Consider the following 23,855-nt stretch of genomic DNA (forward strand, 5'->3'; position numbering starts at 1 on the left):
CGGCAATGACGAAACCTCGTGTGGTGATCGTGGGGGCCGGGTTCGCCGGTTACCACGCGGCGAAGACGTTGAGCCGGATCGCCCGGGACCGGGCCGAGATCGTGGTGCTGAACTCCACCGACTACTTCCTGTACCTGCCGCTGCTGCCCGAGGTGGCGGCCGGGGTGGTCGAGCCGTCGCGCATCGCCGTGCCGCTGACCGGGACCCTCAAGGGCGTCCGGGTCGTGATCGGCGAGGCGGACCACGTCGACCTCCAGAACCGCTGGGTCGGCTTCACCCAACCCGAGGGGGAGAAGAACCGCCTGGCGTACGACCGGCTGGTCCTCGCCGTGGGCAGCGTCAACAAGCTGCTCCCCATCCCGGGCGTCACCGAGTACGCGCACGGCTTCCGCGGCCTGCCCGAGGCCGTCTACCTGCACGACCACATCGTCCGCCAGGTGGAGTTGGCCGAGCAGGCCGAGGACCCGGCCGAGCAGCGGGCCCGCTCCACCTTCGTGGTGGTCGGTGCGGGGTACACCGGCACCGAGGTCGCCGCGCACGGCCAACTGTTCACCGACGCCCTGCACGCGCAGCGACCCCGGCTGACCGTCCGGCCCCGCTGGATGCTGCTCGACGTCGCCCCCCGCGTGCTGCCGGAGCTGGACAAGAGAATGTCCGACACCTCGCACAAGGTGCTCAACAAGCGCGGAGTGGACGTGCGGATGGGCACCTCGGTGGCCGAGGCGACCTGCGACGGGGTCAAGCTCACCGACGGCGAGTACGTCCCCACCTGCACGCTGGTGTGGTGCGTGGGCGTACGGCCCGACCCGTTCGTCAACGAGTTGGGGCTGCGCACCGAGCGGGGCCGGCTGGTCACCGACGAGTACCTCAACGTCCCCGGCTATCCGGAGGTCTTCGCCTGTGGTGACGCGGCCGCCGTGCCCGACCTGGTCAACCCGGGGCAGATCTGCGGCATGACGGCGCAGCACGCGGAGCGGCAGGGCAAGCGGGTGGCGCACAACATCGCCGCGTCGTACGGGTTCGGCAAGCGCCGGCCGTACAAGCACCACGACCTGGGCTGGGTGGTCGACCTGGGTGGCAAGGACGCCGCCGCGAACCCGCTACAGGTCAACCTGGCCGGGCTGCCCGCCAAGGCGGTCACCCGGGCGTACCACCTGATGGCGATGCCGGGTAACCGCACCCGCGTGGGGGCCGACTGGGTGCTCGACGCCGCGCTCACCCGCTCGGCGGTGCAGTTGGGGCTGGTCCCGGCGAACGCGGTGCCGTTGGAGAGCACCTCACCCGAGGTCGCGGCGCGCGGTCGCTGAGCGGGGAGGCTCCGCCCGCCGCGCCGGGTCCTCCGGGCGGGGCGGGTCCGCCCGTCGCGGGCCGTACTCGCGCAGCAGGATCTGGACGATGCCGGCGGCGGGGATGGCCAGCAGCGCGCCGAGCAGCCCGGCCAACTCCGCCGCGAGCAGCAGGCTCAGCAGCACGGTCAGCGGGTTGAGCCGGACCGCCCGGGCCAGGATGAGGGGTTGCAGCAGGTGGTTCTCCACCTGCTGGTAGACGACGAAGAAGACGAGCACGACGACGCCGGCGGTGGGGGAGTGCAGGAACCCCGCCCCGGCGGCGAGCACCGCGCCGATCGTCGCGCCCACCAGCGGTATCAGGTCGGCCACCGCGACGAGCAGCGCGATCACCCCGGCGAACGGCACCCCCGTGAGGCTCAACACCAGGAAGGTCAACGCGCCACAGATCACGCTGATCAGCAGGTTGCCGGTGAGGTAGCCGGTGACCGTGCGGGACACCTCCCGGCCGACGCGGCGCAACCGCTCGCCCGGACCGTCCCCGGCCACCGCGAGCACGCCACGGGTGATCCGCGGCGATTCCAACACCATGAGGTACGCCAGCACGACGACCGTGACCAGCCCCGCGATCCCCTCCGCCACGCCGCGCAGCACCCCGACGGCGGGTTGCCGCAACCGCGCTCCGGCGTTCCGCAGCTCGTCCGCGTGCGCGCTGGCGTAGCGCCGTACCCCGGTGCGTTCCAGGAACTGACCCAGCGGACCGCGCCCGGCGCGCGCGTCGCGCAGCAGCTCGGGCCCCCGCTCGGCGAACCGGCCCACCTCGTCCAACAGCGGCACCAGGATCACCGTGGCGAGGACCGCCAGCACGACGAACGCGGCGAGGAAGACGAGCAGCGTGGCCAGCGCCCGGCGGCGGACGAACCGGCGTTGCAGCCGGTCCACGGCCGGTTTGAGCGCGACCGCGAAGAAGGCGGCCACCACCGCCCAGACGAGCACCCGACGGGTCGCGTACACGAAGGCCAGCGCGAGCGCGGCGGCCAGCACCAGCGCGATCACGACCAGGGTCCGGCGGGCGGTGGCCCGATCGTCGACGTTGCTCACCCGCCGGGCCTTCCCCGCCCAGACCGCAGGAAACCCGGCATTGCGGGACGGTTGGCGCTCCCTCAGACGTCGGTGTCGAGAAGTGGGTGCGCGCCGGCCACGAAGGTGTCGAGGGCGGCGGCGTGCAGCAGCCCACCCGCGATCGGGTCGCGCAGCGCGGCCACGGCGAGCCGACCGACCGGCAGCCCGCCGGGGCGGTGCGTCGCGGCGAGCACCAGGTTGCCGTAGCGCCGACCACGCAGCATCCGGCGGTCGCCGAACACGCAGACGTCCCCGAAGACCGCCCGCAGCGTCGCCACCTGCACCCGGGTGCCGACCAGCGGTGGCAGGTCCGTCACGTTGACCAGGTAGAACCCGCCGGGCCGCAGGACACGGGCCACCTCGGCGGCGAACTCCACGGTGCGGACGTGCCCGGGCATCCGGGCGGCCCGGTAGATGTCGGCGATCACCAGGTCGTACGCGTCCGCCTCGGTGGCGGTGACCGCCTCCCGCGCGTCGCCGACCTCCACCCGCACCTCGGGTGGCAGCGGCGGCAGCTCCCGCGCCACCAGGTCGACAACCGCCCGGTCCCGTTCCACGACCCGCTGTTCCGAGCCCGGCCGGGTGGCGGCCAGCCAGCGGGGCAGCGTCAACGCGCCGCCGCCGAGGTGCAACACGTCCAGGGGTACGCCGGCCGGCGCTGCCAGCTCCACGGCCGACGCGATCCGGCGGACGTACTCGAAGTGCAGGTGCCGGGGATCCTCGACGTCCACGTACGACTGCTCGACGCCGGCGGAGAGCAGCGTCCGTCCGGTCCTGCGGACCGGATCGGCGACCAACTCCAACCGGTCGGCGGCGCGGTTCATGAGGGCACGCTAACCGAGCGCCCGACGGGCCGGCGGAGCGGGAGCACCCGCGTCCGCCGGCCCGTGTACGTCACGACGGCGGTCAGCCGCCGGCCATCCCGGCGCCCGCCTCGTCGATCGCGTCGTCGATCGCGTGGGCCAGGTCCACGTCCAGCGCGCTCACCCCGTCCGCCTGGTTCGTGCGGACGGTCAGCACGGCTACCGTGTCGCCGGGCCGCCCGATGCTCGGGCCCCGGCCGGTCTCCTGACGCAGCCGGTCGAGCCGGGCGAGCACCCGGTCGAGGTTGTCCGGGGGCAGCGCGACCACCCGGTACAGGCCGGTGGTGTCGCCGGCCCAGTACGGCAGGTCGTCCAGCGCCGCCTGGACCTGCTCCTCGTCCAGGGTGGGCGTGGTGGTGGAGGCCCCCACGATGCCGCCGCCGGCCGCCGGCGGGTTCAGCAGCTCCCGCAGGCCGTCGGGGACGTGCAGGGACTCGATCAGGTCGCCGTCCTGGTCGGCGAGCGCGGCCATCGTCGCCTCCGCCTGGTAGCGGGCCTGCTCCGGCGTACGCCCGCTGATCCGGCCCACCTCGGCCAGGAAGCCGGGCAGGTCGCGGTGCCGCTCGATGCCGTCCACGGGCACGACGTCGTGCAGCGAGTTCGGCACGGCGGCGAGCAGCCGTTGCCGCTCCGCCACGTCGAGCGCGAAGGCCAGCACCAGGACGGTCGCCTCGGCGCCCACCTTCGCCGTCCGGAAGTCGACCCCGGACCGGCGTCGGACGTCCTCGACCAGATCCTGGTAGCCCAGACTTGTCACACCGGCCGCGCCCCCGGGAGGCGGCTGCGGTCGCGGATTGTCCGGGGTACCCCTCGACGGCGGGGCCGGTCCACCACGCGTGGTGTCCGCCTTGTGCCGTCCGGCCGGCGGCGGTCCGGCCCGTCTGCTCTGGTCCAGGCTGGTGAGCTGCTTGGAGGCGCTCAGGCTCGCGCCGTACTCGCTGGGCTGGCCGCCCTGTTCGCGGGCCTGCCGGGCCAACGCCCGGCGGCGCTGGTTGTCGCCCTCCATCTGCTTGCGCATGGTGACGCCCCTTCCGCTGGGGATCGATCCTGCGACGGTCGCGTTCCCGCCGTCCCGGGAGCCGAAACGGACGCTGCCGGCCGAGTAGGGCTGAGCGTGGGCCGGGCTTCATCCGCCCGGGGTGAGGGGCGCTCACCCGTGCGGCCCGCAGGATCGGGGCAGGAGGCAGTTCTTCCGAGGTACGCGGAAGGAAGGTCGTCATGAAACGGATCGTCGAGATCGTTCCCGCTCGACCCGGCTGGTACGCCCGCTGGCAGCTCACGCCCGACGCCACCCGGTGCTACCCGGTGAGCCTGTGGGCGCTGTTGGAGGAGGCCGACGGAACCGGCCGGGAAGTGGTCGGAATGGACTGCATCGGCCAGTGGCCGGGTGCGGACGACAACGAGGCGGGTGGGGAGTTTGTCCGCTACCTGTACCAGACGCCCGACTCGGGGGAACCCGACGACATCGAACCTCCGTCGACCGTCGAACTGCGCGATGGCGGGCCTCGACTCCAGCCGATGACCGCGCCCTAGGCATTTCTCCGGCCCCCGGCCCCAGGTCCCAGGGTCGGGGGCCACCCCCCTCGCGCGTGGGGTGGTCGCTCGGTGCGCCCGTCAGCCGGTGGCGCGCAGGTCGTCGTCGCCCTGCACGGCCAGCAGTTCGGTGAGGCCGGTGCGGTCCAGCAACTGCTGGATCTGCGGGCTGACCCCGGTGAGCTGGATCGCGCCGACGCTCCGACGCGCGAGCAGCAGGGCGCTGAGCCCGGACGAGTCGCAGAGGCCGACGCCGCTCAGGTCGATCGTCACCTGCTGCTCGCCGTGCAGGCCGGCTGCGGCGGCCACCAGCTCGGGCGCGGTGTCGTAGTCGAGATCGCCGGTCAGCCGGAGCCGGACGTGACCGGCGTCGGGCCGGCTCACCTCGATGGTCAACAGCTGGTGGGGCATTGCACCATGTTCCCAGTCCGCGCGCGGAACGCAAACTATGGGGCCGCGCGTCGCCGGATCACGCCGTGGCGGGGGACGCCTCGGCGTCGGGGCCGTCCTCCGGACGGGCGGTGGGCAACGGCCGACCGATGAGCGTCGCCACGCCGGTGATGTCCAGGATCGTCGCCAGGAAGCGGGGGACCGAGCGCAGCCGGAGCCCGGCGCCGACCGCCTGACCCTCCCGCCAGGCGTGCACGATGACGGCGAGGCCGGTGCTGTCGATGAAGGTCAGATCGGCGAAGTCCAGCACGATCGCGCGTGGCGCGTCGGCCAGGATCCGGTCGATCTCGGCGTGCAGAGGGGCCGAGGTCGCGTACGCGAGCTCGCCGGCGACGCGGATCAGGGGCAGGTCGGGCTCGGACCTGTCGACCGACAGGATCAGTGGCTTCGCCTCGGGTCTACGCCCTTCCAACAGCACGATCACGCCCTTTCGCCCGCCGGATTCTCTGGCCGGTGCGAGGGGATCGTAACAACCGTCGAGGGGGGCCGCTCGCTACCGGAACCGGGGCCCGACCTGCTGTCGGATGCCGGTCACGGCGCACCGGCGTAGGGTGGGTGGCCAGGTGCACGTTCGGTGGACGACAAGGAGTGAGGCTCAGCTGGTGACTGCTTCCGACGTCAGGGACTGGGACCCGGGCGACGGACGGATCTCCACGCCGAGTACCACACGGGCCCCGGCGTGGTCCGCCGCCGCACCGTCCTGGCCCGCGCCCGCGCTGGCGCCGCTGGCCCCCGACCGTGACCCGGCCAGTCCGGACTGGTCCGAGGTCGTCGAACACTTCCGCGAGGGCCTGGTGGTCTGCGACGCGGACGGTGTCGTCCGGCACGTGAGCCCGGTGGCCGAGCGGCTGTTGCCCGAGGTGGTACCCGGTGAACCGCTGGCCGCGTCCGGCGTGCCGGGGTTGGGCGACGGCGTGCCCGGAAACTTCACCCACCACGACCGTCGGCTCACCGCCCGCCGGGTGCCGCTGTCCGCCGGCCGCTGCTGCTGGTACGTCGAGGACGTCACCGAGAGCGTCAGCCGGGCCGACGCGTTGCTCGCCGAGCGGGCCCGGTCCGCCTTCCTGGCCGTGGTGGGCGACAAGCTGGGCAACCCGCTGCACCCCGACCGGGCCGCCGCCGCAGTCGTCCGACTCGCCGTGCCGACCCTGGCCGAGGTGGCGGTGCTGGTGCTCGCGCCCCGCGCGGGGCGGGGCCGCTGGTGGCGGGCCACCCGGGTCGACGACGAGGCTCCGATGGTCGACAGCGGCGTCCTGACCGGCGGCACCCTCCCGCCGGCCATCGCCGACGGGCTGACCGGTGTCGAGCCGCACACGGTCGACTGGCTGGTGGAGCAGGCGGTCGACGCCGGCTGGCTGCCCGGCCTCACCGGCGTCGACAGCACCGCCCGCGTCGTCCCGCTGCCCGGCCGCGACACCCCCGTCGGGGTGCTGTTGGTCGCCCGGCGCTCCAGCCGCTGGTACGACGAGGACGACGTCGAGTTGATCAGGGCGTTCGCGGCCCGGGCCGGCGCGGCGTTGACCACCGCCCAGCTCTACCGCGACCAGGCGGAGGTCGCCGACACCCTGCAGGCCAGCCTGCTGCCGGTCGAGCCGACCGAGACCGCGGGCGTGCAGTGGGGCACCGCGTACCGTCCGGCGCAGGCGGGACTGCGCATCGGCGGCGACTTCTACGGCTCGCACCGGCTCGCCGACGGCGGTTCCGTCTTCTTCCTCGGCGACGTCTCCGGCAAGGGCGTCGAGGCGGCCGTGTTCACCGGTCAGCTCCGCCAGTGCCTGCAGGCGCTGCACCGGGTGGAGTCCCACCCGGGCCGGCTGCTGCGGCTGCTCAACGACGCCCTGTTCGAGACGACCCAGGCCAACGGCCAGGGCCGCTTCGCCACCATCGTGCTGGGCGTGGCCCGTCCGCAGCGCGACGGAGGCGTCACCCTCACGATGGCCGGGGGCGGGCACCTGCCGCCGCTGGTGCTGCGCGACTCGGGCGAGGTCGAGGCGGTCCCGCTGCGCGGCATGCTGATCGGGGTGGTGCCCGACCCGCGCGTCGGCGAGGTGACCGTACGTCTGGCGCCGGGCGAGACCTGTCTGCTCTACAGCGACGGCGTCACCGAGGCCCGTGGGGGTCGTCGCGGCGACGAGCAGTTCGGCGCGGAGCGGCTGGTGACGGCCGTGACGGGTTGCCAGCGCATGCCGGCGCCGGCCCTGGCCGAGCGCGTCGAGCAGGTCACCTGTGACTGGCTGGGGCACGGCGACCACGACGACATCGCCGTCCTGGCGCTGCGCGCGGTCAGCCCCGGCGGTCGTGGCGCGCGGCACCTGCACGCCGTTCCCACCCCGACGACCGCCGACGAACAGAGGATGAGCCCCGCGTGACCGCCCCCGCCGCGACGACGGAACCGACCGACGCCTACCCCGGCTACCTGGCCTGCCTCGCCGACGCCGACGAGTACGCCGCGATCGACGTGGCGATCGGCCTGTTGGAGGCGGGCGTGCCGCCGGAGCGGGTGCTGCTCGACCTGGTCGCGCCGGCACAGGCCGAGGTGGGTGAGCGGTGGGCCCGCAACGAGTGGAGCGTGGCGCAGGAGCACGCCGCCACCCACATCAGCGAGCGGGTGGTGGCCGCCGTGGCGGCGCACGCCAAATCGCGTCCGACGGGCGGTCATGTCGTGGTGGCCTGCATGGACGGCGAGTGGCACGCCCTGCCGCCCCGGCTGGTGGCCGAGGTGCTGCGGCTCCGCGGTTGGCAGGTGACCTTCCTGGGCGCCAGCGTGCCGGCCGCGCACCTCGTGTCGTACCTGCACCGCAACGACGCGCAGGCGGTCGCGCTGGCCTGCGCGCTGCCGATGCGGCTGCCGCATGCCCACCGGATGATCGAGGCGTGCCGGCGTTCGGACGTGCCGGTCGTGGTCGGTGGGCGGGGCTTCGGCGCGGACGGCCGGTGGGCGGCCCGGCTCGGTGCGGCCTGGGCGCCGAACGCGCCGGCGGCAGCCGAGGTGATCGCCGACGAGCGGGCGCTGCGGCGGGTGCCGGCGGCGCGACTCGCGCACCTGGCCGATGACGAGTACGCGAGTCTGGTCCGCCGCCGTGGCGATCTGATCGACAGCGCGCTGACCGATCTGCGGGAGAAGGCGCCGGCGACGCGCGAGTACACGGCCACCCAGCTCGACTCGACGGTGAGCGACCTGGGTCACATCCTGGACTCGCTGGCCGCCGCGTTGTACGTCGACGACGCCTCGCTGTTCACCGAGTTCGTCGACTGGCTCGCGGAGATTCTGACGAGCCGGCGGGTGCCGGCCAGCGCCGTCGCCCTGACCCTGGAGCACTTCGCCGCCGAGTTGCGGGACTACCCCCGGGCCGCGCACACGCTGGAACTGGGGCGTGCCCGGCTGGCCGCCGCGTCCCGTTCCGCCGGCTGACCCGGGTGGGCCAGACGATCACCACGCGCTGCGGAGCGTCGTACCCCCCTGCGTATACTTGCCGCACTGCAAACGTCCCACCCGCCGGTGGAGCGAGCGAGGGGGGAGACGGTGACGTTCAGTGTCAGCGACGCCGGGCGCGACGGTGGTGTCGCCTGCCTGCGGCTCGCCGGTGAGCTGGACCTGAGCACCGCGGACGAGCTGACCGCCGCCATCGACCGGCTCACCGCGGCCGGCGAGCGCCGGGTGCTGCTCGACCTCACCGACCTGACCTTCTGCGACTCCACCGGGATGGCCGTGTTCGTCCGGGGCGACAACCAGGCGGCCGCCGACGGGGGCTGGCTGAGGATCACCGGCGCCGCCGGTCGGGTCGAGCGCGTGTTGCGGATCACCGGTCTGGCCGACGTGCTCCGCTACGTTCCCGACACGGCCGACCCGGCGTCCCACAGCGCCCTCTGATGGGCTAGATTTCCCCGCCAGCACGGTGACCGTCCGGTTTCCATGCTCCGCCGACCCGAGGCAGGTAGTGATGGGCGACAGCCCGCAGCCGGTACGCATCCTGGTGGTCGACGACGATCCCGGCGACGTGCTGATGATCGAGGAGGCGCTGGCCGACTCCGACGTCGAGAAGATCATCGACGTGGTGAGCGACGGCGAGGAGGCGATGGAGTTCCTCCGGGCCGAGGGTCGCCACCTGCAGGCCCGTCGGCCGGACGTGATCCTGCTCGACCTCAACATGCCGCGCATGGACGGGCGTCAGGTGCTCGGTGCGGTCAAGCAGGACGAGGATCTGCGGACCATCCCGATCGTGGTGCTGACCACCTCCAACGCGGACACCGACATCGTCGGCAGCTACACGTTGCAGGCCAACGCCTATGTCACCAAGCCGATCGACCTGGACGACTTCAACGACGTGGTGCGCCGCATCGACGAGTTCTTCGGCCGCGTGGTCGTGCTACCCAAGCGCCCCTGATCCGTCCGTCCCGCGCATGCTGAACAATTTTCCCGAACCGCCTCGGTAGGTGTCGTCGCGCCCGAGGATCCAGGTGGGGAAGTAACAGCGGCTGCCTGGGGGCGACAGTATGAGGTTCTCCGTCGTGAAGACCGGCTACGACCAGCGACAGGTGGACTCCTTCCTGGATGAGCTGGGGATCAGGTTGTCCCGGCTCGCGGCGCGGGCGGAGGGCGCGGCCGGGGCGACCCGGGAGTGGGACGAAATCCGCCAGGAGGCGACCTGGCTCAGCGGGCTGCTCCAGCGACTGGACCTGGACGACGCCGCGGCCACCCGCGGGGCCGGCGACGTGGTGCGTCAGGAGGCGGACGAGATCCTGGCACAGGCCCGCCGCGCGCTGGACGAGGCCCGTGAGGAGGCCCGTCGGGTCCGGGAGCAGGCGTACGCGGATGCCGTGCAGGCCCGGCGTGACTTCGAAGAGGCGCTGCACGCGCGCCGCCGCCGCGAGGCCCTGGTGGACGAGATCCTCATCGGCGTGACCGTCGAGCCGGTGCCGGCCGACACGCCCACGGCCGCGGCCGGCACGGGCGTACCCGCGACCCGGGCGGCGGCCGGCGGCCGGGACAGCGGGGCGCAGCCGCCCACCGGGCGTACGGCCCGCTGAGACCGCCTCAGGCCAGCAGCGCCGCCGCCACGGTGGTGGCACGGTCCTCGTGCGGGGCGTACGCGTCGGGGTACGCCGAGACCTGCACGGCCTGGGCGGCGGCGGTGAGGCTCATGTCCTCCCAGCCGGGGATCTCGGCGAGGGCGGTGTAGAAGGCCCGGGCGGCGTACGACGGGCGCATCAGCTCGGCGACCGTGCCCCACCCGCTGCTGGGCCGCTGCTGGAACAGCCCGACCGAGTCGTGGTCGGAGCCGCTGCCCTGGTGCGGGTACTCGCTCGACTCCGGCAGCACGTCGCTGGCCAGGTTGTAGAGGTTGCTCTCCTGCATCGCGGTGGCGAGCGCCACGACCAGGGCGCGACGCGGCATCTTCAGCCCCACGCCGACGTCCACGATGATCTTCGCGTTGTCCATCTGCTGCTGGTCGAGCCCGGCGACCGGGCGCGGCCGGCGGGGCTTGACCGGCTTCTTGGGGGCCTTGCGGGTGACGGTGGGCCGGGGGGTGGGCGAGGCCGTGGGGGTGGGGGTGACCCGGGCCGGGGCGATGTCGCGGTCCAGCGACCGGGAGGCGCGCTCGTCGGCGATGGCGGCACGGTCGGCCAGCGCGTCGGCGATCGGCCGGACGGGCTGCGGGGCTTCCTGCCCGTCCCGGGTGGCGGCGAACGCGCCCAGGCCGAGGCAGCAGGTGACGCCGGTGGCCAGGGCGACCCGGACCGGGGTGGAGCCGAGCAGGGCGCGGCGCGGCGGCGGTTCGGGGGCCCGGTGACGGCCGATCGTCCGTTCGGTTGATGCGGCGTCCCTCGTGCGGGTGGTCGAGGGCGCGTCGGCCAGCTTCTGGGCGGTGGGGTCGTCGGGATGCACCCGCCGAGGCTAGATAGTCGACTGCCCGCTGCCATCGGCCCCAAGAGTGGCATGCGCCACAATTTGCCCGAATCCATGGTGTGGGACCGGTCGAACTCCGCTTATACCGGCATAACCTCGCCGATCAGGCGAGCCGGGTATTCCCGATTCGCCTGATCAGACCGGTCACCGGGACATGCGCGTACGTCGCTGTGGCTCGCGCTTCGGTCATCGTCCGACCGGTCGATGGTCGCATCCACCGAAAGGTGGTCCTCAGTGCCGGCCGTTCTCGGCTGGGCTGACCGTCAGCCGGTGCCGGGTGTTGTCGCTGCTGGAGAAGGGCCAGAGCCGATCGGCGTACTCGACCAGGTCGGCCAACTGCGCCCGGCTCAGACCGGCCGACGAGATCGAGGCGTGCACGTCGGCTCGGTACCGGCCGTCGTCGTCGCGCCCCAGCCTCGCCTCGGCGCGCACCTGGACCGTGTGCGCCTCGTCGGTGATCTCCCCGGCCGCCTCCACGGCGGCGTGGTGCAGGCAGGAGGCGAAGGCCGCCGCCAACAACTGCTCCGGTCTCAGGCCGGTGCAGTGCGCCGCCAGCGGCGACGCGAGCGGCGTGGAGAGCCCGCCGTCATCGGTTCGGACGTGGCCACCCTCGGCGGTGGCGGTGGCCTCGCGCAGCCAGGAACTCGGACTCGGCATCGCGTTCCTCCCGTCGCTCACCCGCCCGGCTACCCGGCCGGGGGCGGGCGAAACGCTCAGGTCAGCTCGCGTCGACGACCGACAGCGCCTCGGTGGGCTGTGCCGCCGCCCGCTCGGTCCACGGCGACGACGTCGCCGACGGTGGCCGTTGGGTGGGGATCGCCATCGGCACGTACACCCGGGCGTCCACGACCTCGGCCAGCAGCAGGGCCGTGACCAGGCTGGTCGGGCGCTCGGCGGGATCGTCCTCCAGGCAGCAGCGGCACAACTCGGACACCTCGGGCGGGAGGCCGTCGACCTCCGGCAGCGGCTCGGGCGGCCGGGACCGCCGCGCGGCCAGCAGCTCGGCCGGGTTCTGGGCCCGGTAGGGGAGACGGCCGGTGAGGCAGTAGTAGAGCAGCACGCCGAGGGCGTACATGTCGGCGGCCGGCGTGGCGGGGGCGCCGTCGAGCTGTTCGGGCGCCAGGTACGCCGGGGTGCCGAGCAGCATGCCGTCGGGCATCGGGTCCGCCGTGCCGGTCGGGGTGGCGATGCCGAAGTCGAGGACCTTGACCCCCGCCGGGGTGAGCATGACGTTGGCCGGCTTGACGTCGCGGTGCACGATGCCGCTCGCGTGCGCGGCGGACAGCGCGGCGGCGACCTCCGCGCAGACCCGTACCGAGATGCGCCAGTCCAGTGGGCCCGCCCGCAGGTGCGCCGCGAGGGTCTCGCCCTCGGCCAGCTCCATGACGATGTAGGGGACCCGGCGGCCGGGAAGCGTCGAGGAGGTGCCGAAGTCGTGCACGCTCGCGACGTTCGGATGCACCAACCGGGCCGCCGATCGGGCCTCCGTGCGGATCCGGTCCACCGTGTCGTGGTGGCCGTCCGGGCCGGGCGCGATCAGCTTCACGGCGACCGGTCGGTCCAGCACCCGATCGTGGGCCCGCCACACCTCGGACATCCCGCCGACGCCGATGCGCTGTTCGAGCTGGTACCGCCCGTCCAGCGTCCGCATCGTCAGCTCCTCGTCCTTGTCCCACCCGGCGGCGGGGCCTGGGAATCGCGGTACCCGGGGGCCGAGCTGGGCAAACCGCGTCGGCCGTCGATCACGCCGTACGTCGACCGGGGTCGCCGCCCGGTGCGGTAGCTTGCGACCCAGGGCCGTACGCACCGAGCGTGCCGGCATCGTCACGCAAAGGAGCGCCGCGATGGGCGAGGTCACCGTACGCTTCGTCGGCGGTCCCGCGGACGGGCTGGTCCGCGCGGTGCCGGCCGAGCCGGACGGCGCTCCTCCGCACCGGTGGATCATGCGGCATCCGGGCGGCACCGGCCCGACGCAGCCCGGCCCCGACCACCTCTACGAGCGCGACCAGCCCGACGGCCACGGCGGGTGGAGCATGCGCTTCGTCCGGACCGACGCGTACGGGGTGTCCGAGTGACCACGGTCGGAGGCTGAGCGGTGGCCCGGCGGCCCGGCCGCACAGCTGGCACACAGGCGGCGCAGAGGCGCGACACAGCGGAGGTGTCCACGATGGGGGGCATGGTCATCCAGGGGCAGACCGTGCCGGGCCGGATCGAGTTGCGCCGCCCGGACGGTGAACCGGTCCGCGTGCTGGTGGTGGACGACGAGGCGACGCTTACCGATCTGCTCTCGATGGCGCTGCGCTACGAGGGCTGGCAGGTGCGCAGCGCCGGCAACGGCATGGCGGCGTTGAGCGCCGCGCGGCAGTTCCAGCCGGACGCCGTCGTCCTCGACGTCATGCTGCCCGACCTCGACGGCTTCCAGGTGCTGCGTCGGCTGCGCGAGCACGCCCCGACCGTGCCGGTGCTCTTCCTGACCGCCCGGGACGCCGTCGAGGAGCGCATCGCCGGGCTGACCGTGGGCGGCGACGACTACGTGACCAAACCGTTCAGCCTGGAGGAGGTGATCGCCCGGCTCCGCGCGCTGCTGCGCCGCTCGGGCTTCGCGGTCGCCGCCCACGAGGAGGCGCTGCTGACCGTCGGCGACCTCACCCTCGACGAGGACAGTCACGAGGTCCGCCGTGCCGGCCAGCTCGTCACGCTGACCGCGACCGAGTTCGAGCTGCTGCGCTACCTGATGCGCAACCCGCGTCGGGTGCTCAGCAAGGCGCAGATCCTCGACCGGGTGTGGAACTACGACTTCGGCGGCCAGGCCAACGTGGTGGAGCTGTACATCTCGTACCTGCGCAAGAAGATCGACGCCGGGCGACCGCCGATGATCCACACGCTGCGCGGCGCGGGCTATGTCCTCAAACCCGCCGACTAGGGCACTCGCCCGGCTGCGGCGCTGGTGGGCCGGCCGACCGCTGCGGACCCGGCTGGTGCTCGCCCTGGTCGCGCTGCTCGCCCTGGTCAGCGTCGCCATCGGCGGGCTCACCACGCTGGCCCTGCGGCACGTGCTGGTCGCCCAGGTCGACACCCAGTTGACGATGGGGGACCGGCCGCGCGACCTGCCGCCGTGGTTCCGCCCGGGTGGCGACCCCGGGTGGCCCGCCCCACGGCCGGGCGTGGCCGCGCCGACCCCGCCGGAGCCTCCGCGCGGCTTCCCGCCGGGCTCGCTCGCCGTACGCCGTGCCGACGGCGTCACCACGGCGACGCGGAGCACCGCGAGCGGCAGCCTCGCCGACGTGCCCGCCGCCGACGCCGCACGGCTGGTCGCGCTGCCCACCGACGGCCGGCCCCGCACCGTCACCCTCGACCAGGGGGACGTCCGGGCGGTGGCCCGGCAACTGCCCAACGGGGTCGTGGTCGCCGTGGGCATTCCGCTCAGCGGCGTGCAGGACACCGTCTGGGCGCTGGTCGCCGCGCAGGCCGGGGTCGTCGGCCTCGGCCTGTTCCTGGCCGGTGGCGCGGGCGCGCTGATCGTCCGGGCCACGCTGCGACCGCTGAACCGGGTGGCCGCGACCGCCGCCCGGGTCACCGAGCTGCCACTGGACCGGGGCGAGGTGGCGCTCGCCGTCCGGGTGCCGGCCGCCGACACCGACCCGCGCACCGAGGTCGGCCAGGTCGGCGCGGCGTTGAACCGGATGCTGGGCCACGTCGCCGACGCGCTGGCCGCGCGGCAGGCCAGCGAGACGCGGGTACGCCAGTTCGTCGCCGACGCCAGCCACGAGCTGCGCACCCCGCTCGCGGCGATCCGTGGGTACGCCGAGGTGGCCCGGCGGGGCCGCGACGAGGTTCCCGCCGACGTGGCGCACGCCCTGCGCCGCGTCGAGTCCGAGAGCGCCCGGATGACCAGCCTCGTCGACGACCTGCTGCTGCTGGCCCGGCTCGACGCCGGCCGGCCGCTCGCGGCGGACCCGGTCGACCTGTCCGCCCTCGTGGTCGACGCGGTCAGCGACGCGCACGTCGCCGGCCCCGAGCACCACTGGCGGCTCGACCTGCCCGAGGTCGTCATCCGCGTGCCCGGCGACGCCGCCCGCCTGCACCAGGTGGTGGCGAACCTGCTGGCCAACGCGCGCGTGCACACCCCGCCCGGCACGACTGTCACCACCACTCTCGCCGTGGAGGCGGACGCCGCCGTCCTCACCGTCGCCGACGACGGGCCGGGCGTGCCGGCCCAGCTGCGACCGGAGATGTTCGAGCGGTTCGCCCGGGGTGACAGCTCCCGCTCCCGGGCGCACGGCAGCACCGGGCTCGGCCTGGCGATCGTGGCGGCCGTCGTCGAGGCGCACCACGGCACGGTCGGCGTCGACAGCCGTCCCGGCCGGACGGTGTTCGCCGTCCGCCTGCCGGATCCCACAGCTGACGCATAGGCGGCGCACGGGGTTCCGCCAGTTCGGCCGCCAAGGCTGGCGGCATGGACCGAACAGACACCCTGTCGACGACGCCCGGCGACCCGGTCGGGCCGCCGCACCCGAGCACGCGCCCCGAGGAACATCCGCCGCCGGCCGGCCGTGCGCCGACCTGGACCCGGCCCGCTCTGCTGGCCCTGCTCCTGGGCACCGGCCTGCTCTACCTCTGGGGCCTCGGCGCCTCCGGCTGGGCCAACTCGTTCTACGCGGCCGCCGCACAGGCCGGCTCGGTGAGCTGGAAGGCGTTCTTCTACGGCTCCTCCGACGCGGCCAACTCGATCACCGTGGACAAGACGCCCGCCTCGCTGTGGCTGATGGCCCTGTCGGTGCGGATCTTCGGGCTCAACAGCTGGGCGATGCTCGTCCCGCAGGCACTCTGTGGCGTCGCCTCCGTCGGCGTCCTGTACGCCAGCGTGAAGCGCTGGTACGGGCCGGTCGCCGGCCTGATCGCCGGTGTGGTGCTCGCCCTCACGCCGGTGGCGACGCTCATGTTCCGTTTCAACAACCCCGACGCGCTGCTCGTGCTCCTGCTGCTCGGCGGCGCGTACGCCACCGTGCGCGCGTTGGAGACGGCCAGCACCCGGTGGATCGTGCTGGCCGGCGCGCTGGTCGGCTTCGGCTTCCTGACCAAGATGCTCCAGGCCTTCCTGCTGGTGCCGGTGTTCGCCGGCGTCTACCTGCTGGCCGCCCCGACCGGGCTGTGGCGGCGGGTACGGCAACTGCTGCTGGCGGGTCTCGCGGTGGTGGTGTCCGCCGGCTGGTGGGTGGCCGTCGTCGAACTCGTCCCGGCCGGCGCGCGTCCGTACGTCGGCGGGTCGCAGGGCAACAGCATCCTGGAGTTGACCCTCGGCTACAACGGGCTCGGCCGGATCACCGGCGACGAGGTGGGCAGCGTCGGCGGGGGCGCCGGACGGATGGGCGGCGGCGGTGGGCCGTTCTCGGGGCGGACGGGCCTGCTGCGGATGTTCGACGGCGAGGTCGGCGGTCAGATCTCCTGGCTGTTGCCGGCCGCGTTGATCCTGCTGGTCGCGGGCCTGGTGGTGGCCGGTCGGGCCGCGCGTACCGACCGCACCCGGGCCGGTCTGCTGCTGTGGGGTGGCTGGCTGCTGGTGACCGGACTGATCTTCAGCTTCATGTCCGGGATCTTCCACGCCTACTACACCGTGGCGCTCGCGCCGGCCGTCGGCGCGCTGGTCGGCATCGGCGTCACCGTGCTCTGGCGGCAGCGCCGTCCGCGGCCCGCCCCGGCCGCCGACGCGCACGAGGAACCGGCGCTGGTGTCCCGGTGGCAGCGGTGGCGTCCGCTGGCCGCCACGGCGACCCTCGCCGCCACCCTCGCGGTCACCGTCTGGTGGGCGTGGGTGCTGCTCGGGCGCAGCCCCGACTGGTACCCGTGGCTGCGCACGGCGGTCCTGGTCGCCGGTCTGCTCGGCGCGGCCCTGCTCCTGTCGACCGTCCGACTGCCCCGGTGGCTGGGGGCCGTGGCACTGGGCGTCGGCGCGGCGGCGGCCCTCGCGGGGCCGGCGGCGTACGCGGCGCAGACCGCCGCGACCCCGCACACCGGCTCGATCCCGAGCGCCGGCCCGGCGGTGGCGGGCGGATTCGGCCGCGGCGGCTTCCCCGGCGGACGACCGCCCGGCGGGATGGCGTTCCCCGGCGGCGGGCAGTTCCCCGGCGACGGCCGCAACGGCGCTCAGCCGCCCGGCGGCGACGGCCGCAACGGCGCTCAGCCGCCCGGCGGCGACGGCCGCAACGGCAACCAGAACGGCGGACGGTCCCCGGGCTTCCCGGGCGGCGGTCAGGCGCCCGGTGCTCCCGGCGGCGGTCAGGCGCCGGGCTTCCCCGGTGGCTTCCGCGGCGGCGGCCAACTACCCGGCTTCCCCGGTGGTGGCCGGGAGGCCGGCGGCGGCATGGGCGGTCTGCTCGACGCCCGCGAACCCAGCGCCGCGCTGCGCGAGTTGCTCGAGCGCGACAGCGATGACTTCACCTGGGTGGCGGCCACCATCGGTTCCAACAACGCCTCCGGTTATCAGTTGGCCACCGGCGATCCGGTGATGCCGATCGGCGGGTTCAACGGCAGCGATCCGTCACCGACCCTCGCCCAGTTCCAGCGCTACGTGGCCGACCACAGGATCCACTACTTCGTGGGTGGTGGTGGCTTCCGTGCCAACGGTGGCAGCTCGGCCTCGCAGGAGATCTCCACCTGGGTCGAGGAGACGTTCACCGCGCAGACCGTGGACGGGGTCACCGTCTACGACCTGAGCACCGGCGCGGACGCGTCGTGACCGCGCTCAGCGGCCCGCGTCCCGCCGTCCGGACCCGGTCCACCACCACCGGGGCGGTGCTGGACGTGGTGATCCCCGTCTACAACGAGGAGATCGACCTCGGGCCGTGCGTACGCCGGCTGCACGCCCACCTCACCGAGCACTTCCCGTACCCGTTCCAGATCACCGTCGCCGACAACGCCAGCGTGGACGGCACCCTGACGGTCGCCGAGGACCTGCGCGCCGAACTGCCGGGCGTCGAGGTGCTGCACCTGGACGCCAAGGGTCGGGGACGCGCGCTGTCCGCCGCGTGGTCGGCCTCGTCCGCGCCGGTGCTGGCGTACATGGACGTGGACCTGTCCACCGATCTCGCGGCGCTGCTGCCGCTGGTCGCGCCGCTCATCTCCGGCCACTCCGATCTGGCGATCGGCACCCGGCTGGCGCGTACGTCCCGGGTGGTGCGCGGCGCCAAACGGGAGGTCATCTCCCGGGCCTACAACCTGCTGCTGCGCGGCGCGCTGTTCGCGCGGTTCTCCGACGCGCAGTGCGGGTTCAAGGCGATCCGCGCGGACGTGGCCGGTGAGCTGCTGCCCCTCGTGCGGGACACCGGGTGGTTCTTCGACACCGAGCTGCTGGTGCTGGCGCAGCGGGCCGGGCTGCGCATCCACGAGGTGCCGGTGGACTGGGTCGACGACCCGGACAGTCGCGTCGACATCGTCGCCACCGCCCTGGCCGACCTGCGGGGGATGGGTCGACTCGGGCGGTCCCTGGTGACCGGCGCGCTGCCCCTGGCCGAGCTACGTGCCCAGCTCGGTCGGGCACCGCTGGCCGCGCCACCGGCACAGGTGCCGGTCGGGCTTCCCGGGCAGCTGGTCCGGTTCGCCGCCGTCGGGGTGGCCAGCACGCTGGCGTACCTGCTGCTGTTCGTGACCACCCGGGGCGCCCTCGGCGCGCAGCCGGCGAACCTGCTGGCGCTGTTTCTGACGGCGGTGGCGAACACGGCCGCGAACCGACGGCTGACGTTCGGGATCACCGGTAGCCGCAATGCCGGTCGGCACCACGCGCAGGGGCTGCTGGCGTTCGGCCTCGGCCTGGCGTTGACCAGTGGCGCGCTGGCGGCGCTGCACGCGCTCGTCGCCGTACCCGCCCGGTCGGTGGAACTGGCCGTGCTGGTGGTCGCGAACCTGGTCGCCACCGTGCTGCGCTTCGTGCTGCTGCGCCTGGGCATGCACCACCGGCGCAGCTAGGCCAGCATCTGCGCGAGGACCTCGACGACGCGCCGGGTGTGCCGCCCGTCGGGGTCCTCGTCGGGGTTCAGGTCGGTCACGCTCATCCCGAGCAGCCGGTCGGCGCGCGCCAACGGCGTGACCAGTGCGACGAGGTCCGCCCACCGTGGCCCGTCCGGCTCCGGGTAGGTCACCGCCGGCAGGTCGCGCGGATCCACCACGTCCAGGTCGAGGTGCAGCCAGGCCGGCCCGTCGCCGCCGCCGGCCAGGCCCGCCCCGACCGCTCCGGCGCCGAGGCGCAGCAGGTCGGCGGCGGGCACCTGGTGGATCGCCGGGTCGATCCGGGCCGCCTCGACACGGCTGTCCTCGTCGGTGGGCGGTCGGTGGCCGAGCAGGTGCACCCGGGCGGGGTCGAGCAGCGCGTCGTCGACGCCGATCGCGGCGGCCGGGCCGTGCCCGGTGACCACCGACAGGTCCATGTCGGCGGCCTCGCCGGTCGGCGACGTCGCGCCGTCGAGGAAGTCGGGATGCGCGTCGACGAACCACAGCTCGGTCGTGCGGGGCAGCGCGCGGCAGATGCCGGGCAGGATCGCGCAGTCGCCGCCGAGCACCAGCGGTCGGTGACCGTCCGCGATCAGCCCGCCGATCCGCGCGCTGATCGCGGCGCCGGCCTGGACCAGGCCGGCGGCGTCGATCACCCCGCTCGCCGGCTCCCGGTTCGGGTCCCGCAACCGGGCCTCGTCGATCTGCCCGTCGTCGTCGGCGGCCAGGGCGTCCAGCAGGCCGGCCCGACGCAGGGCGGCCGGCGCCCGCTCCTCGCCGCGCCGAGCGCCGGAGGAGTCCAGTGGCGCGTCCACGACCATCCAGCGCACGCTTCGCAGCCTACCGAGGCAGGCCGCTTCCTGTGGCCGGGCTGGGAGTCCTCGGATGTGGGCGCGGTGGCGCGGACGAGCAGCGTACGGTGATGGACAAGTCCGGCTTACTGGGTCAAAAGCCTCATTGCTGTCGCCCCGGGACGCCGGTGTCGAGACGGGCGAGGGGAAGGAGCGGTCGGTGATCCATCTGGCCTACCTGGACGCGGGATCGGGCAGCCTGATCGTGCAGGCCGTCGTCGGCGGGGTGGCCGGCGTCGCGGTCGCCGCCAGGCTCTACTGGCGGCGGCTGGTCGACCGGTTCCGCCGGCAGCCCACCGACCAGCGGTAACGGTCGCGGCGACCATGACGAGCACACCCACCGGGGTACGCCCCGAGCCCGCCTCCTTCCGCGACCCCGCCAACCGGGTCTTCCACGTCGGCGACGAGGTGCTGCGCGGCCTCGACGCCCAGGCCGCCGCGCACTGGCGCACCCTCGCGGCCAGCCCGTTCTTTCCCACCCTCGTCTCGGCGGGCAAGGTCTGCGCCACCGAGGACGCCCCCGCGACGCTGGCGCCCGCCGCCGGCCCCGAATGGGCGGCGGTGCTGCGCCACGAACGCATCCCGTTCGTCTCGCACCCGTACGAGTGGTCCTTCGCCATGCTGCGCGACGCCGCGCTGCTGCACCTGGAGATCCTGCGTACCGCCCTCGCCGAGGGGTTCACCACCAAGGACGGCTCCGCCTACAACCTCCAGTGGCGCGGCGCGAAACCCGTCTTCATCGACATCGGCTCCTTCACGCCGGTCCGCGACGGCGAACCGTGGGCCGGCTACCGCCAGTTCTGCCAGACCCTGCTCTACCCGCTGCTGCTCACCGCGCACCTGGGCGTGGACTTCCAACCCTGGCTACGCGCCCAGGTGGACGGCATCGAGGCCGAGCAGTTGCGTCCCCTCTTCGGCGGAACCCGTCGGCTGCGCCCCGGCGTCCTGACCCACCTGCACCTGCACGGCGCGATGCAGCAACGCAACGCCGCCGCCAGCACCACCGACGTCAGGGCCCAGCTCCGGGCCGCCGGCTACTCGCGCCAGTTGCAGGCGGCCACCGTACGCGGCATCGAGAAGCTGGTTCGCCGCCTGGAGCACCGCCCCTCCGGCAGCCACTGGTCGGACTACCAGCGCACCTGCGGCTACTCGGCGCGCGACCGGGTCGCCAAGGAGCAGTTCGTGGTCGCCGCCGTGGCCGCCGCCGGCCGTCCCCGCCTGGTGCTCGACCTCGGGGCCAACGACGGCCGGTACTCCCGACTGGCCGCCGGGCACGCCGACTACGTGGTCGCCGTCGAGCAAGACCCGGCGGTGGTCGACGAGCTGTACCGGGCGCTGCGCTCCGAGGGGCAGCAACAGATCCTGCCGCTGGTGGTCGACCTGGCCGACCCGTCCCCGGGCGGCGGCTGGCGCGGCGTCGAGCGGGCCGGCTTCGCCCAGCGGGCGTCGGCGGACGTCGTGCTCGCCCTGGCTCTCGCGCACCACCTGGCGATCGGCCGCAACGTGCCGCTGCCGGAGGTCGTCGACTGGCTGGCCGGGCTGACCGCTCCCGGCGGGGCCGTGGTGGTGGAGTTCGTCCACCCGGACGACCCGATGGCCGCCCGGCTGCTGGCGAACAAGCCCGACGGCCTCTTTCCCGACTACCGGCGGGACACCTTCGAACGGCTCCTCGCCGCCCGGGGCCGGATCACCGACCGGCTGGAACTGCCCTCGGGCACCCGCACGCTCTACCGGACGGTGATGGGTGGCTGACCCGCCCGTCGAGCCCGCGCCGCCCGCCTCGTCACCGTCGACCCGGCCCCCCGCCGCTGTCGGACGGGGGGAGCGGGGGTGGCGCGGGGAGCTGGGCCGGGTGCTGGAGATCGTCGCGCTGGTCGGGCTGGTCGTCACCCAGCCGCTGCTGGACGTGCTCGGCCGCAGCCCCGACTTCTTCCTGTTCCACCGCGCCGACACCGGCCAGATCCTGCTGCTGGTCGCGCTGGTGGCGCTCGTACCCACCCTGCCCGTGGCGGCGCTGGGCGCGCTCAGCCGATTGGCCGGCCGGACCCTCCGCGCGCTCACCCACACGGCGCTGGTGGGCCTGCTGGTAGCTGCCCTCGCCGTGCAGGTGGGTCGGCACGCGACGACGCTTCGGGGCGTACCCCTGCTGGGTCTTGCCGGTCTGGCCGGTGTGGCCGGCGCGGCGGCGCACCGGCGGTGGCGGGCCCCGGTCCGCGCGCTGCGACTGGCCGCCGCCGGGCCGGTGGCGTTCGTGGCGCTGTTCCTGTTCGTGTCGCCCACCTCGGCGGTCGTGCTGCCGCGCGGCGACGGCGGCGCGGTCGGCACCGCGCAGGGCAGCGCCGTGCACCCGCCGGTGGTCATGCTGATCCTCGACGAGCTGCCGCTGGTCAGCCTGCTCGGCGGCGACGGCCGGATCGACGCGGCACGGTTCCCGCACTTCGCCGAGCTGGCCGGAGCGTCGACCTGGTACCGCAACGCCACCGGGGTCAGCGGCTGGACGCCCAACGCGCTGCCGGCGATGCTCACCGGCCGCTACCCGGCGCGGTCGGTGGCGCCGCACTACTCGCAGTACCCGGACAACCTGTTCACCGCCTTCGGCGGCCTGTACGACATCCAGGCCGAGGAGAGCATCACCCGGCTCTGCCCACCCAGCCGCTGCGAACAGCCGGTCGCCCCCGAACAGGGACTCGGCGTGCTGGTGAAGGAGACCGGCAAGCTGCTCGGCCGGATCGCCGGGCCGACGGAGAGCGCGGTCGACCCGGAGGACTCGTACCGGGAGCGGACGCGCGCCGAGGCGGGCCTGGACGCCGCCGAGCCGGTGCCGGCCGACCCCAAGTTCCGCTGGGACAGCCTCGACGACAACCAACCCGCCCGGTTCACCAGCTTCCTCGCCGGGCTGAAGCCGCAGCCCCGGCCCACCCTGCACTTCCTGCACCTGCTGATGCCGCACTCCCCATGGGCGTACCTGCCGTCCGGCGCGCGGTACGACGCCCCCGAGGACCTGCCCAACGACGGCGCCGGCTGGATCGACCTGGCCCGTCAACGTCACCTCGCCCAACTCGGCTACACCGACCGGCTGATCGGCGAAACGCTGCGCACACTGCGCGCCAGCGGCCTCTACGACCAGGCCCTCGTCGTCGTCACCGCCGACCACGGGGTGAGCTTCACACCGGGCGCGCAGGGCCGGGGGATGGACGCCATCAAGGCCGCCGCCGGCGAGGTCGCCTGGGTGCCGATGTTCGTCAAGGAACCACGGCAGCAGACCGGCCGGGTGGACGACCGCAACTGGGAACACGTCGACCTGCTGCCCACCGTCGCCGACGAGGCCGGCATCCGCCTGCCCTGGCGGGTCGACGGTCGCTCCGCCCGCCAGAGCCCGCGCGCCGACGCCACGAAACACTTCTACGACACCCCCGGCCAGGCGGTCACCTTCCCCGGCGGGGTACCCACCCCACCGCCGCTGCCGACACCACACCGGCTGGTCGGCACCGAGGTACGCGCCGGCCCCAGCGGCGGCAGCGCCCGCGTCGCCGACCTGGCCGCGTTCCGGGCCACCGATCCGGACACCGGCACCCTCCCGGCACTCGTCTGGGGTGACGTGCCCGATGCCATACCGGACGGCACGCTGCTGGCCGTCGCCGTCAACGGCCGGATCGGCGCGGTCGTCCCGGTGGTGCCGACCGACCCGGGCGGGCGTCGGTTCGCCGCGCTGCTCACCGACGACCGGCTGTTCCACGCCGGCACCAACCAGCTCGACCTCTACCAGGTCACGGCCACGGGTACGCTGCGCCGCCTGACGCTGTCCTGAAACCGGCTGTCCGTCGGACTGCCGGGGACAGGTCGTTTGCGGCTTTCGTGG

The 23,855-nt window shown here is 74.2% G+C and carries 24 protein-coding genes; 15 read left to right on the forward strand and 9 right to left on the reverse strand.

Annotated features, from left to right (window positions below):
* Nucleotides 1–5 precede the first annotated feature (5 nt).
* Complete coding sequence (locus ABZ272_RS25005; RefSeq protein ID WP_355052346.1) at nucleotides 6–1,307, forward strand: NAD(P)/FAD-dependent oxidoreductase; 1,302 nt, start codon at nucleotides 6–8, stop codon at nucleotides 1,305–1,307.
* Here the strand turns inward: ABZ272_RS25005 and ABZ272_RS25010 are convergent.
* The 3 genes from ABZ272_RS25010 to ABZ272_RS25020 form a co-directional block, all read right to left on the reverse strand.
* Complete coding sequence (locus ABZ272_RS25010; protein WP_355052347.1) at nucleotides 1,278–2,387, reverse strand: AI-2E family transporter; 1,110 nt, start codon at nucleotides 2,385–2,387, stop codon at nucleotides 1,278–1,280. The two genes, ABZ272_RS25005 and ABZ272_RS25010, sit on opposite strands and share 30 nt — an antisense overlap.
* Nucleotides 2,388–2,449: 62 nt before the next feature.
* Complete coding sequence (locus ABZ272_RS25015; RefSeq protein WP_355052348.1) at nucleotides 2,450–3,232, reverse strand: fused MFS/spermidine synthase; 783 nt, start codon at nucleotides 3,230–3,232, stop codon at nucleotides 2,450–2,452.
* A gap of 82 nt (nucleotides 3,233–3,314) precedes the next feature.
* A complete protein-coding gene (locus tag ABZ272_RS25020; RefSeq protein ID WP_355052349.1) occupies nucleotides 3,315–4,289 on the reverse strand; it encodes a DUF2267 domain-containing protein in 975 nt (324 codons plus the stop codon).
* A 200-nt stretch (nucleotides 4,290–4,489) separates the two neighbouring features.
* Here ABZ272_RS25020 and ABZ272_RS25025 point away from each other — a divergent pair, with 200 nt between their 5' ends.
* Nucleotides 4,490–4,804, forward strand: coding sequence for a hypothetical protein (locus tag ABZ272_RS25025; protein WP_355052350.1), 315 nt, complete (start codon nucleotides 4,490–4,492; stop codon nucleotides 4,802–4,804).
* Nucleotides 4,805–4,885: 81 nt separating this feature from the next.
* On the opposite strand, the gene ABZ272_RS25030 is transcribed toward ABZ272_RS25025, so the two are convergent.
* Both ABZ272_RS25030 and ABZ272_RS25035 read right to left on the reverse strand, forming a co-directional pair.
* Nucleotides 4,886–5,215: an STAS domain-containing protein gene (locus ABZ272_RS25030; protein WP_355052351.1), complete on the reverse strand. Its 330-nt coding sequence runs from the start codon at nucleotides 5,213–5,215 to the stop codon at nucleotides 4,886–4,888.
* 58 nt (nucleotides 5,216–5,273) lie between these two features.
* Nucleotides 5,274–5,678 (reverse strand): STAS domain-containing protein, encoded by a 405-nt coding sequence (locus ABZ272_RS25035; RefSeq protein WP_355052352.1) that lies wholly within the window; start codon nucleotides 5,676–5,678, stop codon nucleotides 5,274–5,276.
* Between the two features lie 178 nt (nucleotides 5,679–5,856).
* Between ABZ272_RS25035 and ABZ272_RS25040 the strand changes: the two genes are divergently transcribed.
* The 5 genes from ABZ272_RS25040 to ABZ272_RS25060 all read left to right on the forward strand — a co-directional run bounded on the left by ABZ272_RS25040 (nucleotide 5,857) and on the right by ABZ272_RS25060 (nucleotide 10,282).
* A complete protein-coding gene (locus tag ABZ272_RS25040) occupies nucleotides 5,857–7,623 on the forward strand; it encodes a PP2C family protein-serine/threonine phosphatase (protein ID WP_355052353.1) in 1,767 nt (588 codons plus the stop codon).
* The gene (locus ABZ272_RS25045; protein WP_355052354.1) at nucleotides 7,620–8,666 is read left to right on the forward strand and encodes a cobalamin-dependent protein; all 1,047 of its coding nucleotides are present in this window, start codon (nucleotides 7,620–7,622) and stop codon (nucleotides 8,664–8,666) included. Before ABZ272_RS25040 ends, ABZ272_RS25045 begins: the two co-directional genes overlap by 4 nt.
* 111 nt (nucleotides 8,667–8,777) lie before the next feature.
* A complete protein-coding gene (locus tag ABZ272_RS25050) occupies nucleotides 8,778–9,125 on the forward strand; it encodes an STAS domain-containing protein (RefSeq protein ID WP_355052355.1) in 348 nt (115 codons plus the stop codon).
* A gap of 70 nt (nucleotides 9,126–9,195) precedes the next feature.
* On the forward strand, nucleotides 9,196–9,639 hold the full coding sequence (locus ABZ272_RS25055; RefSeq protein ID WP_355052356.1) for a response regulator: 444 nt from the start codon (nucleotides 9,196–9,198) through the stop codon (nucleotides 9,637–9,639).
* Nucleotides 9,640–9,748: 109 nt separating this feature from the next.
* Nucleotides 9,749–10,282, forward strand: coding sequence for a DivIVA domain-containing protein (locus ABZ272_RS25060; RefSeq protein ID WP_355052357.1), 534 nt, complete (start codon nucleotides 9,749–9,751; stop codon nucleotides 10,280–10,282).
* Nucleotides 10,283–10,289: 7 nt separating this feature from the next.
* Here ABZ272_RS25060 and ABZ272_RS25065 read toward each other — a convergent pair whose 3' ends face one another.
* The 3 genes from ABZ272_RS25065 to ABZ272_RS25075 all read right to left on the reverse strand — a co-directional run bounded on the left by ABZ272_RS25065 (nucleotide 10,290) and on the right by ABZ272_RS25075 (nucleotide 12,813).
* Entirely contained in the window at nucleotides 10,290–11,141 is an 852-nt protein-coding gene (locus ABZ272_RS25065; RefSeq protein WP_355052358.1) for a hypothetical protein, read from the reverse strand.
* A 252-nt stretch (nucleotides 11,142–11,393) separates the two neighbouring features.
* Nucleotides 11,394–11,819 carry an OsmC family protein gene (locus ABZ272_RS25070; protein WP_355052359.1) on the reverse strand — a complete coding sequence of 142 codons (426 nt, stop codon included), beginning with the start codon at nucleotides 11,817–11,819 and terminating at the stop codon, nucleotides 11,394–11,396.
* A gap of 61 nt (nucleotides 11,820–11,880) precedes the next feature.
* Nucleotides 11,881–12,813 (reverse strand): serine/threonine-protein kinase, encoded by a 933-nt coding sequence (locus ABZ272_RS25075; protein ID WP_355052360.1) that lies wholly within the window; start codon nucleotides 12,811–12,813, stop codon nucleotides 11,881–11,883.
* Nucleotides 12,814–13,006: 193 nt separating this feature from the next.
* Here ABZ272_RS25075 and ABZ272_RS25080 point away from each other — a divergent pair, with 193 nt between their 5' ends.
* The 5 genes from ABZ272_RS25080 (at nucleotide 13,007) to ABZ272_RS25100 (ending at nucleotide 19,124) form a co-directional block, all read left to right on the forward strand.
* On the forward strand, nucleotides 13,007–13,237 hold the full coding sequence (locus tag ABZ272_RS25080; protein ID WP_355052361.1) for a hypothetical protein: 231 nt from the start codon (nucleotides 13,007–13,009) through the stop codon (nucleotides 13,235–13,237).
* Between the two features lie 101 nt (nucleotides 13,238–13,338).
* On the forward strand, nucleotides 13,339–14,085 hold the full coding sequence (locus ABZ272_RS25085) for a response regulator transcription factor (protein WP_355052471.1): 747 nt from the start codon (nucleotides 13,339–13,341) through the stop codon (nucleotides 14,083–14,085).
* Nucleotides 14,063–15,574, forward strand: coding sequence for a HAMP domain-containing sensor histidine kinase (locus tag ABZ272_RS25090; RefSeq protein WP_355052362.1), 1,512 nt, complete (start codon nucleotides 14,063–14,065; stop codon nucleotides 15,572–15,574). The genes ABZ272_RS25085 and ABZ272_RS25090 overlap by 23 nt, the downstream gene beginning before the upstream one ends.
* Nucleotides 15,575–15,618: 44 nt before the next feature.
* Nucleotides 15,619–17,898 carry a glycosyltransferase family 39 protein gene (locus ABZ272_RS25095; protein WP_355052363.1) on the forward strand — a complete coding sequence of 760 codons (2,280 nt, stop codon included), beginning with the start codon at nucleotides 15,619–15,621 and terminating at the stop codon, nucleotides 17,896–17,898.
* Nucleotides 17,895–19,124, forward strand: coding sequence for a glycosyltransferase (locus ABZ272_RS25100; protein ID WP_355052364.1), 1,230 nt, complete (start codon nucleotides 17,895–17,897; stop codon nucleotides 19,122–19,124). Before ABZ272_RS25095 ends, ABZ272_RS25100 begins: the two co-directional genes overlap by 4 nt.
* Here the strand turns inward: ABZ272_RS25100 and ABZ272_RS25105 are convergent.
* Nucleotides 19,121–19,966 carry an arginase family protein gene (locus tag ABZ272_RS25105; protein ID WP_355052472.1) on the reverse strand — a complete coding sequence of 282 codons (846 nt, stop codon included), beginning with the start codon at nucleotides 19,964–19,966 and terminating at the stop codon, nucleotides 19,121–19,123. The two genes, ABZ272_RS25100 and ABZ272_RS25105, sit on opposite strands and share 4 nt — an antisense overlap.
* Before the next feature lie 190 nt (nucleotides 19,967–20,156).
* Here ABZ272_RS25105 and ABZ272_RS25110 point away from each other — a divergent pair, with 190 nt between their 5' ends.
* Genes ABZ272_RS25110 through ABZ272_RS25120 form a run of 3 tightly spaced genes read left to right on the forward strand, consistent with a single transcriptional unit; the run spans nucleotide 20,157 to nucleotide 23,804 of the window.
* Nucleotides 20,157–20,306: a hypothetical protein gene (locus ABZ272_RS25110; RefSeq protein WP_355052365.1), complete on the forward strand. Its 150-nt coding sequence runs from the start codon at nucleotides 20,157–20,159 to the stop codon at nucleotides 20,304–20,306.
* A 14-nt stretch (nucleotides 20,307–20,320) separates the two neighbouring features.
* Nucleotides 20,321–21,748, forward strand: coding sequence for a class I SAM-dependent methyltransferase (locus tag ABZ272_RS25115; RefSeq protein ID WP_355052366.1), 1,428 nt, complete (start codon nucleotides 20,321–20,323; stop codon nucleotides 21,746–21,748).
* Entirely contained in the window at nucleotides 21,741–23,804 is a 2,064-nt protein-coding gene (locus ABZ272_RS25120) for a sulfatase-like hydrolase/transferase (RefSeq protein WP_355052367.1), read from the forward strand. The genes ABZ272_RS25115 and ABZ272_RS25120 overlap by 8 nt, the downstream gene beginning before the upstream one ends.
* Nucleotides 23,805–23,855 lie beyond the last annotated feature (51 nt).

It is taken from the genome of Micromonospora sp. NPDC005979 (genome assembly GCF_040614415.1).
GTDB lineage: Bacteria > Actinomycetota > Actinomycetes > Mycobacteriales > Micromonosporaceae > Micromonospora.

Excerpts from the sequence above, each read along its gene's own strand:
- ABZ272_RS25020 (WP_355052349.1), bottom strand. The coding sequence starts at position 4,289 with ATGCGCAAGCAGATGGAGGGCGACAACCAGCGCCGCCGGGCGTTGGCC.
- ABZ272_RS25090 (WP_355052362.1), top strand. The coding sequence starts at position 14,063 with ATGTCCTCAAACCCGCCGACTAGGGCACTCGCCCGGCTGCGGCGCTGG.
- ABZ272_RS25030 (WP_355052351.1), bottom strand. The coding sequence starts at position 5,215 with ATGCCCCACCAGCTGTTGACCATCGAGGTGAGCCGGCCCGACGCCGGT.
- ABZ272_RS25095 (WP_355052363.1), top strand. The coding sequence starts at position 15,619 with ATGGACCGAACAGACACCCTGTCGACGACGCCCGGCGACCCGGTCGGG.
- ABZ272_RS25015 (WP_355052348.1), bottom strand. The coding sequence starts at position 3,232 with ATGAACCGCGCCGCCGACCGGTTGGAGTTGGTCGCCGATCCGGTCCGC.
- ABZ272_RS25115 (WP_355052366.1), top strand. The coding sequence starts at position 20,321 with ATGACGAGCACACCCACCGGGGTACGCCCCGAGCCCGCCTCCTTCCGC.
- ABZ272_RS25070 (WP_355052359.1), bottom strand. The coding sequence starts at position 11,819 with ATGCCGAGTCCGAGTTCCTGGCTGCGCGAGGCCACCGCCACCGCCGAG.
- ABZ272_RS25105 (WP_355052472.1), bottom strand. The coding sequence starts at position 19,966 with ATGGTCGTGGACGCGCCACTGGACTCCTCCGGCGCTCGGCGCGGCGAG.
- ABZ272_RS25055 (WP_355052356.1), top strand. The coding sequence starts at position 9,196 with ATGGGCGACAGCCCGCAGCCGGTACGCATCCTGGTGGTCGACGACGAT.
- ABZ272_RS25025 (WP_355052350.1), top strand. The coding sequence starts at position 4,490 with ATGAAACGGATCGTCGAGATCGTTCCCGCTCGACCCGGCTGGTACGCC.
- ABZ272_RS25075 (WP_355052360.1), bottom strand. The coding sequence starts at position 12,813 with ATGCGGACGCTGGACGGGCGGTACCAGCTCGAACAGCGCATCGGCGTC.
- ABZ272_RS25080 (WP_355052361.1), top strand. The coding sequence starts at position 13,007 with ATGGGCGAGGTCACCGTACGCTTCGTCGGCGGTCCCGCGGACGGGCTG.
- ABZ272_RS25085 (WP_355052471.1), top strand. The coding sequence starts at position 13,339 with ATGGTCATCCAGGGGCAGACCGTGCCGGGCCGGATCGAGTTGCGCCGC.
- ABZ272_RS25060 (WP_355052357.1), top strand. The coding sequence starts at position 9,749 with ATGAGGTTCTCCGTCGTGAAGACCGGCTACGACCAGCGACAGGTGGAC.
- ABZ272_RS25005 (WP_355052346.1), top strand. The coding sequence starts at position 6 with ATGACGAAACCTCGTGTGGTGATCGTGGGGGCCGGGTTCGCCGGTTAC.